Source organism: Mesorhizobium sp. LNHC229A00 (assembly GCF_000502415.1).
GTDB lineage: Bacteria > Pseudomonadota > Alphaproteobacteria > Rhizobiales > Rhizobiaceae > Mesorhizobium.
On record NZ_AYWQ01000012.1, the window covers coordinates 79,711 to 92,558 of the forward strand.

General features: G+C 62.7%; 10 protein-coding genes and 2 pseudogenes. 5 read left to right on the top strand and 7 right to left on the bottom strand.

The features are described from left to right. Positions 1–62: 62 nt before the first annotated feature. Positions 63–1,247: an amino acid aminotransferase gene (locus X742_RS148315; protein ID WP_023773684.1), complete on the bottom strand. Its 1,185-nt coding sequence runs from the start codon at positions 1,245–1,247 to the stop codon at positions 63–65. Between the two features lie 130 nt (positions 1,248–1,377). On the opposite strand from X742_RS148315, the gene X742_RS148310 reads away from it, so the two are divergent. From X742_RS148310 to X742_RS148290, 5 genes are all read left to right on the top strand, one after another. Then, entirely contained in the window at positions 1,378–1,989 is a 612-nt protein-coding gene (locus X742_RS148310; protein ID WP_023773685.1) for a histidine phosphatase family protein, read from the top strand. Between the two features lie 71 nt (positions 1,990–2,060). After that, positions 2,061–2,609, top strand: a complete 549-nt coding sequence (locus X742_RS148305; protein WP_084569587.1) for a sigma-70 family RNA polymerase sigma factor — start codon at positions 2,061–2,063, stop codon at positions 2,607–2,609. Continuing rightward, positions 2,606–3,379, top strand: coding sequence for an anti-sigma factor (locus X742_RS148300; protein WP_023773687.1), 774 nt, complete (start codon positions 2,606–2,608; stop codon positions 3,377–3,379). The genes X742_RS148305 and X742_RS148300 overlap by 4 nt, the downstream gene beginning before the upstream one ends. Positions 3,380–3,402: 23 nt before the next feature. Then, a complete protein-coding gene (locus tag X742_RS148295) occupies positions 3,403–4,119 on the top strand; it encodes a Bax inhibitor-1/YccA family protein (protein ID WP_015317911.1) in 717 nt (238 codons plus the stop codon). 187 nt (positions 4,120–4,306) lie between these two features. After that, on the top strand, positions 4,307–5,191 hold the full coding sequence (locus X742_RS148290; RefSeq protein ID WP_023773688.1) for an aldose 1-epimerase family protein: 885 nt from the start codon (positions 4,307–4,309) through the stop codon (positions 5,189–5,191). 808 nt (positions 5,192–5,999) lie between these two features. On the opposite strand, the pseudogene X742_RS01000000170380 reads toward X742_RS148290, so the two are convergent. From X742_RS01000000170380 to tmk, 6 genes and pseudogenes are all read right to left on the bottom strand, one after another. Continuing rightward, positions 6,000–7,423, bottom strand: a pseudogene (locus X742_RS01000000170380) (ISNCY family transposase). A gap of 258 nt (positions 7,424–7,681) precedes the next feature. Beyond that, positions 7,682–8,503, bottom strand: coding sequence for an MBL fold metallo-hydrolase (locus tag X742_RS148285; protein WP_023773690.1), 822 nt, complete (start codon positions 8,501–8,503; stop codon positions 7,682–7,684). Then, positions 8,500–9,294: a TatD family hydrolase gene (locus tag X742_RS148280; protein WP_023773691.1), complete on the bottom strand. Its 795-nt coding sequence runs from the start codon at positions 9,292–9,294 to the stop codon at positions 8,500–8,502. Before X742_RS148280 ends, X742_RS148285 begins: the two co-directional genes overlap by 4 nt. Beyond that, positions 9,294–10,923, bottom strand: a pseudogene (gene metG, locus X742_RS01000000170385) (methionine--tRNA ligase). Before metG ends, X742_RS148280 begins: the two are co-directional and overlap by 1 nt. 139 nt (positions 10,924–11,062) lie before the next feature. After that, entirely contained in the window at positions 11,063–12,118 is a 1,056-nt protein-coding gene (locus tag X742_RS148275; RefSeq protein ID WP_023773692.1) for a DNA polymerase III subunit delta', read from the bottom strand. After that, complete coding sequence (tmk, locus tag X742_RS148270; protein ID WP_023773693.1) at positions 12,115–12,789, bottom strand: dTMP kinase; 675 nt, start codon at positions 12,787–12,789, stop codon at positions 12,115–12,117. The genes X742_RS148275 and tmk overlap by 4 nt, the downstream gene beginning before the upstream one ends. Positions 12,790–12,848 lie beyond the last annotated feature (59 nt).

Here is a 12,848-nt window from a genome sequence, read left to right on the forward strand (position 1 = left end):
ACTCGGCCAACGCTGTCAGCCGGCGAGGGGACCTTGTCCACAGGCGCACCGTACCCGCCCCGTCAGTCCAGCACGGAAACAATTGCCTTGGCGAGGTCATCCATGCCGTCCTCGGGCAGGCCGGCGACGTTGATGCGGCTGTCGCCGACCATGTAGACGGCGTGCTCGGCGCGCAGCCTTTCGACCTGCGCTTCCGTGAGGCCGAGCCGCGAGAACATGCCGCGATGGCTGGCAACGAAGTCGAAGCGGTCGGAATTGGTTTGCCGGCGCAGCGCCTCGGCGAATGCGACCCTAAGCCTCAGCATACGAAGACGCATCTCTTCCAGTTCTGCTTCCCAGTCGGCACGCAGCGCGACGTCTTCCAGGACGATGCGCACCGCTGCGGCGCCATGGTCGGGCGGCATCGAATACATGGCGCGCGCCGCCGACAGCATCTGGCTCATCGCGACGTCGGCCTGCGCGCCGTTCCTGGCCAGGACCATCGCCGCGCCGACCCGGTCGCGGTACACCGCGAAATTTTTCGAGCAGCTCGACGCGACAACCATTTCCGGAACTTTCGCGGCCAGAAGCCGCAAGCCGAGGGCATCGGCCTCCAGGCCGTCGCCAAAGCCTTGATAGGCGATGTCGACAAATGGCAGGAGGCCGCGCTCGACGGCGAGATCGGTGACGGCCTCCCACTGGGCCGCGTCCAGATTGGCGCCGGTCGGATTGTGGCAGCAGCCATGCAGCAGCACCACGTCGCCGCTGTTGGCCGACCGCAGCGCCGCCAGCATGTCGTCGAAACGAACCGCTCCCGAGGCAGCATCGAAATAAGGATATTCGCGAATCTGCAGGCCGGCGGCACGCATCACCGGCATATGGTTCGGCCAGGTCGGGTCGGAGACCCAGACCGTGGCATCCGAACGCGTCCGCTTGAGCAGTTCTGCCACCAGCCGCAGCGCGCCGGAGCCACCGGGCGCCTGTGCCGCCCGGATGCGCGACAGGTCCGCGCCCGGACCGAAGGCGAGCTTGGCCATCACAGTGTTGAACCCGGTATCCCCGGCAAGACCGAGATAGGTCTTGCTATCCTGGCCCTGCAGCAGCCGCCTCTCGGCCTCCCGCACGGCGCGCATGACCGGCGTCTTGCCGTCGCGATCCTTGTAGACGCCGACGCCGAGGTCGACCTTGCCAGGACGTGGATCGGCGCGATAGAGCCCGATCAGCGCAAGAATCTTGTCGGCGGGAGCTGGCTGCAGGTCTTCGAACATCATTTTGGTTCCGTTGGCGCGGCGGAGTGATACGCAAATTGGCCAGGTTTCACCAGCGGTTTTGATCGCGCCGGCGCGAAAGGCGGCACCTGTTGGTGCGGCTTTTCAACCACTTCAGAGAAGGCATGCCATGCTCGTCCGTCTGACCATGATCTGCGCCGGTGCCACGGCGGCGACCCGGAAAGGGCGGTTTCCCTTGGATGAACCGCTGGAGCCAGGATCGCTGACATTGGCAAGGGCGGTGCGAGGGACGCTGCGTCGCGCCGACCGTGTGTGGACAGCGCCGGCGCTTCGCGCCTGTCAGACCGCCGAGGCGCTGTCGCTGGACGCGTCCGTCGATCCGATGCTGGCCGACCAGAACTATGGACTATGGGCGGGCAAGAGCGTTGAAGAGGTGCAGGCGCGACAGCCTGAAGAAATCGCCGCATGGCTCACGGATCCGAATGCGGCCCCGCATGGTGGCGAGCCGCTGGCCGAGGTTGTCCGACGGATCGCCGGATTGATGGATCGAGTGATCGCCGAACGTGGCCATACCATCGCCGTGACGCATGCCAGCGTCATCCGCGCCGCGATTCTGCATGTTCTCGGTGCGCCGCTTGCCGCCAGCTCGAAGATCGACGTCGAGCCACTGAGCATCACCGATTTTCGCAGCGACGGCCGCCGATGGGTTTTGCGCGCCTGCGGTGTCACCGCTTCCAAACCGGCAAAACCACTTGGACCTAAGGGTGCTCACGGCACCTAGGCGGGACGAGATACCTGCAACCGATATCTCCCGCGAAGAAAAATCGGCACGGCCAGGATTAAAATCCCCACATGCTCCGTAAACAGGGCATGAAACGGTCGATGCCGCGCTTTGACATCATAGGACAGCTCGGGTCCCTGCGGCGCTACGCCCGTTCGCTGACGCGCGACGGCGTCGACGCCGAGGATCTCGTGCACGACGCGCTGGTGCGCGCCTATGAGCGGCGCGGCACGTTCCGCTCCGGCGGAAATCTGCGCGCCTGGCTGCTGTCGATCGTTCACAACACCTTCATCGACCGCGTGCGCTCGCGCCGCTCGGAAGCGGCACGCCTCGAACAGGCCCGATATCTCGCCGACGGCAGCACCCCGGCGCCGCAGGAACACTCCGTGCGCTTGGCGCAGGTTCGCCAAGCCTTTTTCAGCCTGCCGGAAGAGCAGCGCTCGGCGCTGCACCTGGTCGCCATCGAAGGGCTCTCCTATCAGCAGGCCGCCAACGCCAGCGGCGTGCCGCTGGGCACGCTGATGTCGCGTATCGGCAGGGCGCGCGAGGCCTTGCGGCAGATGGAAGAGGGGCCCGCCCGGGGCAAAAATCATCTCAGGATCGTGGGAGGTGACTCATGACCGCTCTTGTTGACCCGGTTACGGACGCCGATCTCGACGCCTATGTCGACGACCAGCTCGACGTTAGCCGCCGCATCGCGGTCGAAGCCTTCCTGTCGGCGCGTCCGGACACGGCCGCGCGTGTGATGTCGGATCTGCGCACCCGCGACGAACTGCGCGTGGCGCTGGCCGGCTCCGAAGGCATGGCGCGGCCGGCCACGGCCGACGCGGCTCGGCAGCTGGAGAGGGGGCTTGGCCGGGGCCGCATCTTCGGTGTGCTGCAACGCGCGGCAGCGGTCGCGGCTTTCGTCGCCGCCGGCTGGCTGGCCAACGGCATCGTCGGGCCGATGTCGGTGACCGAGGTCGTCGCCTCGCCGCAGCCGCCCGCCTATGTCGATGAGGCGGTACAGGCACACAGGACGACGCTGCTGCGCGAAAACATGCCCTCGCAGACCGAGGCGCCCAATTACAATGCCGGCGAGATCCGCGCCGCCACCGCCATCGTCATGCCGGCGCTGCCGAAGGGTTGGAAGGTCCGCGACGTGCAAATCTATCCGTCGCGCTTCGGCCCGAGTGTCGAGATTGCGGTTGAAACGAAGGAGATGGGCCTGGTTTCGCTGTTCGCGATTCGGCCGGGCACTTTCGATGTGGTCAAGCCGACCGTCGCGCCCTCCGGCGACATCTCCTCGGCCTATTTCCAGATCGGCGATGTCGCTTACGCGGTTGTCGCGAAGAGCGAGGTTCATGACCTCGACCGCGCCGCCGAAACGCTCGCCAGAACGCTTTACTGACCAATCCACAAAGGAGACCTCGAATGAATACGCCCAATCTTGGATACCGCGTGGGCACAGGCGCCCGGACTGGAGCCGTCTACGACGAGGGCCTGCGCCAGCACATGCTACGCGTCTACAATTATATGGGCCTTGGCCTGGTGGTTACCGGCCTTGTCGCCTTCCTCGTGTCGTCGACGCCGGCGCTTTATGTGCCGATCTTTTCCAGCCCGCTGAAATGGGTGGTGATGCTGGCGCCGCTCGCCTTCGTGCTCCTATTTTCGTTCAAGATGCAGACCATGTCGGCGGCAAGCGCGCAGGCGATGTTTTGGGCCTTCTGTGCCGTCATGGGCCTGTCGCTGGCTTCGGTGTTCCTCGTCTTCACCGGCACCAGCATCGCGCGCACTTTCTTCATCGCCGCCACCATGTTCGGCGCCACCAGCCTCTACGGCTACACGACAAGGCGCGACCTGACGCAGTTCTCGTCCTTCCTGATCATGGGCTTGATCGGCGTGGTGATTGCCAGCATCGTCAACATCTTCCTCGGCTCGACCGCACTGCAGTTCGCCATTTCGGTGATCGGCATCGCCGTGTTCATCGGCCTGACGGCCTGGGACACGCAGACGATCAAGGAGCAATACGCGGAGAATTTCGATGCGGAGTCGCGCCAGAAGCTCGCCGTCTTCGGTGCCTTCTCACTCTATCTGAACTTCATCAACATCTTCCAGCTGCTCCTGAATTTCACCGGCGAGCGCGAATAGTCCGGACCGTGGCAGGCAGCAGCTTTGAGTCTTGGCTGGCCGGAGGGAAACCTCCGGCCAGCCTCTTTCGAAGGTCCACCATCAAGGTTCACCGCGATCGCGTGAATGCAAATGCGGTGCGCCACCTTGAGTTCACGCCCGGCCATTTGCTAGCCTGCCGTCCACGCCGGACGAACCGCGAGGACATATGGAACAGGACAGTCTGACGCTTCATGGCGATGGCATATCGGCAACCATCGTGGCCCACGGCGCAGAGTTGGTTACCCTGCGGGATGCACGAGAATTTGAGTTCCTGTGGCAGGCTGGACCGGCCTGGCGGCGCCATTCACCAGTGCTGTTTCCGATCGTCGGCCGGCTGAAGGGCGATCAACTGCACCATCGCGGCCAGGCCTATCCGATGACGCAGCACGGCTTCGCCCGCGACAAGCCTTTTATGTGGGCGCAGAGGGGACCTCGATCCTGCACGCTGGTGCTCACCGACGACGCGGAAACCCGAACGCACTACCCGTTCGCATTTCGACTGGCCGTGACCTATACGCTCGGCGAGGGGCAACTCGACATAGAATTCGAGATTACCAACTCGGGCGACGAAACGATGCCGGCGTCGATCGGGGCGCATCCGGCGTTCAACTGGCCGCTTCTGCCCGATATGGCGAAGGACGCCTATCGCCTGACGTTTGCCCAAGCAGAGCCCGCGCCGATCCGCCGGCTGAAGGATGGCCTGCTCATCGCAACGCGGCAGCCAACGCCGCTCAAAGGCAATGTGCTCGAGCTGTCCGAACGCCTGTTTGCCGACGACGCCGTGATCCTGGACCGGCCGGCCAGCAACAGCGTTCGCTATGGTGCCGATGACGGTCCGGCGATCGAGGTCTCATGGCAGGGATTTCAGGAACTGGGCATCTGGTCCAAACCCGGCGGCGCACCGTTCCTGTGCATCGAGCCCTGGCATGGCATTGCCAGTCCGCTGGATTTCGATGGAGAGTTCACCGACAAGCCCGGCCTGATGCTGATCGCGCCGGGCGCGAAGCGTTCGCTGAGTTACCGGATCAGCCTGGAGCAGGGGCCTCGGTAAGTTTTCCTGCAAGCCATGAAGCGGGCGCAAAGCCGGACCGGGCCGTATTCGCCGGGCTATCACGGCGGGATCGTTCATTGAAATCCGTCCGACTAAATAGCTGCTACAAATAGTGTCAAAGCGATTTAGAGACGCGACACCGCCAGCAAGTTAGAAATGCGACAGTGAGGCTCCTACCTGGCACGACCTAAGCGCCCGATCGGGCGTCAGCTGGTCCAGGGTTGCGCAGCCCGATCGGGTGCGTTCTAGGAAGCGCTCGGCTTTAGCTTTGAGAGCCCTTTAACGACATGAATACGAAGAGAGGATCCGAGCCGTTGCGGACCTTGAGACTTATCGGTGAAAATGCTCTTTGCAGGAAATGAATGTGTGGCCCTGATACAGGAGCAGATGAATTGTCACGACCCGATCCGACCCCTGGCCACCGTATCGGCGTTCTGATTTCATCTGACGAAGTCAAGGTTTATGCCAATCGGGCCGGTTTGCTCACGCTTGCTAGGCAGCTTGTATGGATTGCTAACTCACCCCCCGATGAAAATTATGAACTTCACACAGCTCTGCATCTTAGACCGGAAGTCTTGAAAAATGAGACGGTAGTTTTTGCCAAAGACGACAGCGTGCCCTGTATTGATATTGAGCCTTGCGTTGACCCTGACGGCCAAAGCGGAACATTCGGCTTTGACTCACCTTCATGCAAATTTCGGAGACGCAGATGGACGAATTTGTTGAGAGCGCTGTCAGATCACGATAAAGCTCCGTCCGCCTTCCACCCGTCTACGACCGTTGCAATGTTGCTGATGGTTGCGATATCTCATTCCGCAGCTTCCAGCCTCGTCAACGCCTGCTCCCGCCGAGCGATCACGGCAGGATCGTTCATGAAATCCGTCCGTCGACCAGGCTTGCGGCCACGCTTCTGGTAGCCATTGCTCTGGCTGCCATCGGGAATGCCGAACATATGGTTTGTCTGGCCGGTGCGGCGGGGTCCATGCTGGCTGCGCTGGAGGTCGCGGCCAGCCTGCATCTCGGCCACCATTGCAAGGGCTTCGTCCAGGCGTTTGTTCTCGACGATCTCCGATCTGTGAACCGAGCGCAGCTTGTCAAAAGTTCTATAGGGTAGGGGCGTGCTGCCCTCCATGATCTCGAGGCGGCCATCGGGATAGTCGCAGACGACGACCTTCTTCCCGGCCAGGCGCTTACGAAGACGCTCGGATCGAGAATGAACAGCACCTTGTCGTACCGCAGTGTCAGCGCTTGCGACAGCGTGCGGAACTCCTTGCGGCACATGGCGCTATCCAGGTTCTCATGCTCCGCGAGGGTACGGTGCATGTCCTTCGGATTGCGTGGTTCCTTGCCAAAGCGCGCATTGAAGTCGGCGGCGAACTCCGCCGCAAAGGCATTGACCGCCTCGATCGTGCTGATGCCGCGCAGGCGCAGCTCCTTCACAAGCCGGTCCTGCAGCGTCTGATTGGCCCGCTCGACACGGCCTTTGGCCTGCGGGGTGTTGGCGCAGATGATGTCGATGTTCAACTCGTAGAGCGCGCGTCCGAACTGCGTCAGGCCAGTCGTTCGATCCTTCTCCGAACCATGCGTCGTGCGAAACACGCCATGCTTGTCGCTGTAGAAGGAGATCGGCTTGCCCCATTCCTGCAAATACGCCTTGGTGGCGATCAGGTAGTCGAACGTGTTCTCGGAACCAGCAAAGCGCAGATGCAGCAGCTTGCCCGTCGCGTCGTCGATGTAAACGAGCAGGGCGCATCTAGGGCCGCGGCTCTCGAACCACCAATGGTGCGAGCCGTCGATCTGAACCAACTCGCCGAGGCAGTCGCGCCGACCCCGTGGCTGGTGAAGCTGCTTCTTGCGCTCCCGGCGCGATGTCCAAATGCCAGCTTCCGTCATCCACTTGCGTAGCGTCTCTGTGCTGACGGCGATCTGGTGCCACTCAAGCAGTTTCTCGCTGGCAAGCGTCGGGCCGAAGTCCCGGTAGCGATCGCGCACGAGATCCAGTGTGGTGTTGCGAAAGTCCTCATCATGGCGCCGATTGCTCGGCCGGCCGCGCTTCTTCGACGCCAGCCCGCCGGCGCCGTCCTGGTCATAGGCCTGCAACAGCCGGTGAACCTGACTGCGGCTGAGATGAAGAAGCTCCGCCGCCTGGACGACGCTCAGCCGTCGGCCGCGGATCTTCTGGATGGCTTCGAGACGATGCAGCTCTTTTTGCGACAAGGTGACCAAAGGCATGACGGCTCCCGCAATAAGCCCGCTCTCACGCCATGCTCTGTGAAGTCGCCAGCCTTCCTTTCCAGCTTCATGTTGACCAGCCTCGGAAGCGGGAAGTGTCGCATCTCTAACTGGGGCAACTGTCGCATTACTAAATAGCTGCTACAAATAAAAGTCGCATAAGATAGATTATGGAACTTACGCATTGGGTGCCACGGGCACTTCACGCATGCTCGAGCGTTCAGACGACGATTTGAAACGCCAACTGAGCAGCAGCCCCTACGGGTTTGACTCGTATGGGATTTCGATCACCATGCCATCATAGGCTGGTTCGACACTGTCGGGCGTCTCGGCCATCACGGCGGTGTAATCGAGCGGCACGTGCATGTGCGTCAGCACGGCGCTCCCCGGCGAAAGCGCCTCGATCCAGTCCAGCGCCTCGCCAAGCGAAAGATGGCTTGGGTGCGTGTTGTATTGCAAAGCGTCGATGACCAGCATGTCGAGGCCTCGCAGCCGTTCTACGGTGGTCTTGGGAAAGTCGCTGACATCGGGACAGTAGGCGAGCCCACCGATGCGGAAACCCAGCGAAATGATGTCGCCATGGATCTGAGGCAGCGGCTCGAAGGTGAGGGCACCCCCCTCTCCTTTGATCACGACCGGCCTGGTATGATCGATGATGTGGGCGTCGACGATCGGCGGATAGGAACTGCCTGCCGGCGTCTGGAAGCAATAGCCGAACGCCTCGCGCAGCCGCAGCATGGTCGGCTCGTCGGCATGGATTGCGATGCGATGCCGTTGTTCCTGCACATAGCCGCGCAGGTCATCGATGCCGTGGATGTGGTCAGCATGCGGATGCGTGTAGATGACCCCGTCGATGCGCCTGACTGAAGCCATCAGCATCTGCTCGCGGAAGTCCGGGCCGGTGTCGATGACGACGGTGGTGCGGCCGCCATTGGCGGCAATGCGCTCGACAAGTGCCGCCGTGCGCATGCGCCGGTTCCTGGGATTGGTGGGGTCGCAATTACCCCAGTCGCCGGTGATGCGCGGCGTGCCTGGCGACGACCCGCAGCCGAGAATTGTCAGGCGCAGCCGGTCGCTCATGTCTCGAGCGCCTGCTGGCGAGACATTTTTCCAAACAGCTGAAAGAAATTGTCGGTTGTCACCGCCGCGATCTCAGCCTCGCTGACGCCGATTGTCTCGGCCAGCACCTTGGCGGTTTGCGCGACGTAGGCCGGCTCGTTGCGCTTGCCGCGGAACGGTACCGGCGCCAGATATGGCGCGTCAGTCTCCACCAGCAGCCGGTCACGCGGCAAATCGGCGGCGATGGCGCGCAATTCGATCGAGTTCTTAAAGGTCAGGATGCCCGAGAACGACACATAGCCGCCTAACGACACGCCAACCTCGGCGAGTCGCCGTCCCGACGAAAAGCAATGCAGGATGAACGGGAAGGCGCCCTTCCCTGTCTCGTCCTCGAGAATGGCGGTCATATCGTTGTCGGCATCGCGTGAATGGATGACGAGAGGCAGCCCGGTCTCGCGGGCGGCGGCGATATGAGCGCGAAAACCCTGCGCCTGCGCATCGCGTGGTGCCTTGTCGTAGAAATAATCGAGGCCTGCTTCGCCGATCGCCACCACCTTTGGGTGAGTGGACAGGCGGACAAGGTCGGCGGTGGTGACGTCGAGCTCCTCGGCGGCATTGTGCGGGTGGGTGCCGACCGAGCAATAGACTTCGTCGAAAGTCTCCGCGATCTCAAGAACTTGCTGGAACCGCTTCACGCGCGTGGAGATCGTCACCATCCGGCTGATACCAGCCGCCTTGGCGCGGGCGACAATGGCCGCCCGCTCTTCGGCAAAGTCTGGAAAATCCAGATGACAATGGCTGTCGACGAGCATCAGGCGTTCGCGTCCGTCTGCTCGACATAGCGCGGAAACACGCCCTCAGGCGGAGGCAGCGCCGTCCCGGACACAATCGCATGGTCGGCATGGACATGCACGAAATCGCGATTGTCCGCCGGCACCGCCAGCAGGTCGAGCAGCTTGCCGGCCGAGCCCGGAATGTAGGGCTGGCATAGAACCGCTACGCGCCGGACCACCTCGGCCGTCGTCCACAGCACCGTTTCCATGCGCTCGGGATTGGTTTTCTTGAGCGCCCAGGGTTCCTGTCCGGCGAAATACCGGTCGGCTTCCGCAACCACGCCGAAGATTGCCGCCAGTGCCAGATGGATGCCCTGTTCGGCCATTGCCTTGCGCGCGGTGGCGAGAGCGTCGACCGCTTGATCCAGGATCACCTTGTCGGCCTCCGCCAGGTCGCCGCGCTTCGGCACGACGCCGCCGCAATTCTTCGCGATCATCGACAGCGAGCGCTGCGCCAGATTGCCGAGACCGTTGGCCAGATCCGCATTGGTGCGGTTGACGATCGCCTCATGGCTGTAGCTGCCGTCCTGCCCGAACGGCACTTCGCGCAGGAAGAAGTAGCGCACCTGGTCGAGCCCGTAATGCTCGACCATGGCGAACGGGTCGATAACGTTGCCGACCGACTTCGACATCTTCTCGCCGCGGTTGAACAGGAAGCCGTGGCCGAAGACGCGCTTCGGCAGCGGGATGCCGGCCGACATCAGGAAGGCCGGCCAATAAACGGCGTGGAAGCGCACGATGTCCTTGCCGATGATGTGCGCATCGGCTGGCCAGAACTTCCATTTCTCATCTTTTTCATCGGGATAGCCGACACCGGTGATGTAGTTGGTCAGCGCGTCGACCCAAACATACATGACATGCTTTTCATCGCCCGGCACCGGCACGCCCCAGTCGAAAGTGGTGCGCGAGATCGACAGGTCCTTCAGTCCCGACTTGACGAAGCTCATCACCTCGTTGCGGCGCTCGGCGGGGCCGATGAAGTCGGGCTGGCCTTCATAAAGGGCGACGAGCTTGTCCTGATAGGCCGACAGGCGGAAGAAATAGCTCTCTTCCTCGACCCATTCGACCGGCGTTCCCTGCGGCCCGTAGCGGACATTGTCAGGACGGACCTCGGTCTCCTCCTCGCCGTAATAGGCTTCGTCGCGCACCGAGTACCACCCGGCATAGCCGCCCTTATAGACGTCNCTCGGTCTCCTCCTCGCCGTAATAGGCTTCGTCGCGCACCGAGTACCACCCGGCATAGCCGCCCTTATAGACGTCGCCATTGGCGGCCATCGCCTTCCAGATCGCCTGCGAAGCAGCGTAATGGCGCTCCTCCGTGGTGCGGATGAAATCGTCGTTGGAGGCGTTGAGCGCGGTCGCCATGTGCTTGAACTCGGCTGAATTGCGGTCTGCCAGTTCACGCGCCGAAATGCCTTCGCGCTTGGCTGTCTGCAGCATCTTGATGCCGTGCTCGTCGGTGCCGGTAAGGAAGAAGACCTGCTTGCCGTCGAGCCGCTGGAAGCGGGCAAGAGCGTCGGTGGCGATCAGCTCGTAGGCATGGCCGATATGCGGCTTGCCGTTCGGATAGGAAATCGCGGTTGTGATGTAGAATGTGTCGCGTGACATGGATGAACCGTCATGAATGTCTGAATGGAGGCCGTGGCGGTGGATATCGCATCGGAATGGCGATTGCCATCCCGAGACCATGCATGCCGCCCAAAAGTGGCCCCGGTTTCAGGGGCAACGGCATGCACCAAAAAAGCCGTCACATTCGCATTGCAGAATTCAGGCGGTCGATCATGGTCAGGGCGTGCTGCTTTTTGTCGAGATTGTAGGTGTCCGTCTCAGATATCGCGTCCAGCGCCTCATGCCAACTATCCGACAGCGTTTTGGCCCGCTTGAGATCGCCAGCCCGCGCCGCCTGGCTTGCCGCATCCGACAGAAGGTCCAGCGCCCGGCGGTTGAAGATGTCGAACTGTATCGCCTGGTCCCTGCCCGCGACAGCTTCGGCCAGGCGATAGGCGCCGCCAATATCGCTCTTTCCCGTCGCCACCAGGCCATCCAGCGTCCGCGCGATCTCCAGCCCGCCATACTGCGTCAATAGGATCGCGTTGCGGGCGCTTCCCCCTGCCCGCTCGACCAATGCGGCCCTCGCGGCCGGATCGTCCGGCGGCGGCGGCTCCGCTGTCTCCAGCACCGACATCAGTTCGTTGGCGTCAAGCGGTGTCAGCCGCACCACCTGGCAGCGCGAGCGGATCGTCGGCAGCAGACTGCCCGGTGCATGGACGATGAGAATGAACAGAGTCCGTGCCGGTGGCTCCTCAAGATTCTTCAGCAAGGCATTGGCCGCATTGGCATTCATGTCGTCGGCCGGATCGACGATCACCACCCGGTAGCTGCCGTCGTGCGAAGTCAGCCACAGGAAGCGGCTGACCTTGCGGATTTCGTCAACGGTGACGACGGTCTTGAAACTCTTTGTCTTGTCGTTCAGCGGGCGGGTCAGATGCAGTACGCCGGGATGCGCGCCGGTTGCGATCTGGCGAAACAGCGGCGAGGCCGGATCGGGAACCGCCAGGTTGCCAGGCGCCTGGTCGAAGGCCGGATGCTTCAACAGGTGGTGGGCGAGATGGAAGGCGAGCGTCGCCTTGCCGATCCCGACCGGACCGGCGAAGATAAGCGCATGCGGCAGCTTTCCCGCACGATAGGCGGCGGCAAGCATGGTGACCGCCTGTCCGTGTCCGACCAGACGCGGTGTTTCGGAGGGTTCCGGCACACCGTCCAGCGTATCATGCTGTTCCGGCGCGATGCGTTCGAAGATCATACGGGTGCGACCTGCCTGTTGCGCTCGGACGCCCTTGCCCCCAGTGCCGAGAACACGGTCGCCGTGACGACATCTTCCACCGTGTCCGGATCGGCGGACGCATCGACGACGATGCAGCGTTCCGGCTCTGCCGCGGCGATCGCCAGGAACGCTTCGCGGCGAGCCTGGTGGATGGCAAGCGTCTCCTTTTCAAAGCGGTCGGCGGCGGCATCGCTGCCACGCCGCAATGTCGCGCGCTTCAAACCCTCGGCCGGGTCGATATCGAAGATCAGCGTCATGTCGGGCATCATGCCGTTGATCGAGACCTGTTCCAGCATGGCCATGAATGCCGGATCGATCCCACCCGTAACGCCCTGATAGACACGCGAGGAATCCAGGAAGCGGTCACAAAGCACAATGGAGCCGCGTTCGACCGCCGGACGGATGACCTGCTCGACGTGGTCGGAACGCGCGGCTGCGAAGAGCAGCGCTTCCATCTTGGGCCCGAACGGTTCGGCGGCACCTGAAAGCAGCACATGCCGGACCGCTTCGGCGCCCGGCGAGCCGCCCGGCTCACGTGTCCGTACGACATCATACTTCTTGGCGCGCATCTTGGTGGCCAGCCGCTCGATCTGTGTCGACTTGCCTGCGCCTTCGCCGCCTTCGAAGGTGATGAAAAATCCGCGCGCCAACCGAGGGCCTTTGTTCGTGTTCGAGTGGATTGTTGCGCTCTAGATAGTCCGCGTTCGGG

Bases quoted from the DNA above. Each gene is read 5' to 3' on its own strand.
- X742_RS148280 (WP_023773691.1), bottom strand. From the start codon at position 9,294: ATGCTCGTCGACAGCCATTGTCATCTGGATTTTCCAGACTTTGCCGAA.
- X742_RS148285 (WP_023773690.1), bottom strand. From the start codon at position 8,503: ATGAGCGACCGGCTGCGCCTGACAATTCTCGGCTGCGGGTCGTCGCCA.
- X742_RS148275 (WP_023773692.1), bottom strand. From the start codon at position 12,118: ATGATCTTCGAACGCATCGCGCCGGAACAGCATGATACGCTGGACGGT.
- X742_RS148290 (WP_023773688.1), top strand. From the start codon at position 4,307: ATGGAACAGGACAGTCTGACGCTTCATGGCGATGGCATATCGGCAACC.
- X742_RS148305 (WP_084569587.1), top strand. From the start codon at position 2,061: ATGCTCCGTAAACAGGGCATGAAACGGTCGATGCCGCGCTTTGACATC.
- X742_RS148310 (WP_023773685.1), top strand. From the start codon at position 1,378: ATGCTCGTCCGTCTGACCATGATCTGCGCCGGTGCCACGGCGGCGACC.
- X742_RS148315 (WP_023773684.1), bottom strand. From the start codon at position 1,247: ATGTTCGAAGACCTGCAGCCAGCTCCCGCCGACAAGATTCTTGCGCTG.
- X742_RS148295 (WP_015317911.1), top strand. From the start codon at position 3,403: ATGAATACGCCCAATCTTGGATACCGCGTGGGCACAGGCGCCCGGACT.
- X742_RS148300 (WP_023773687.1), top strand. From the start codon at position 2,606: ATGACCGCTCTTGTTGACCCGGTTACGGACGCCGATCTCGACGCCTAT.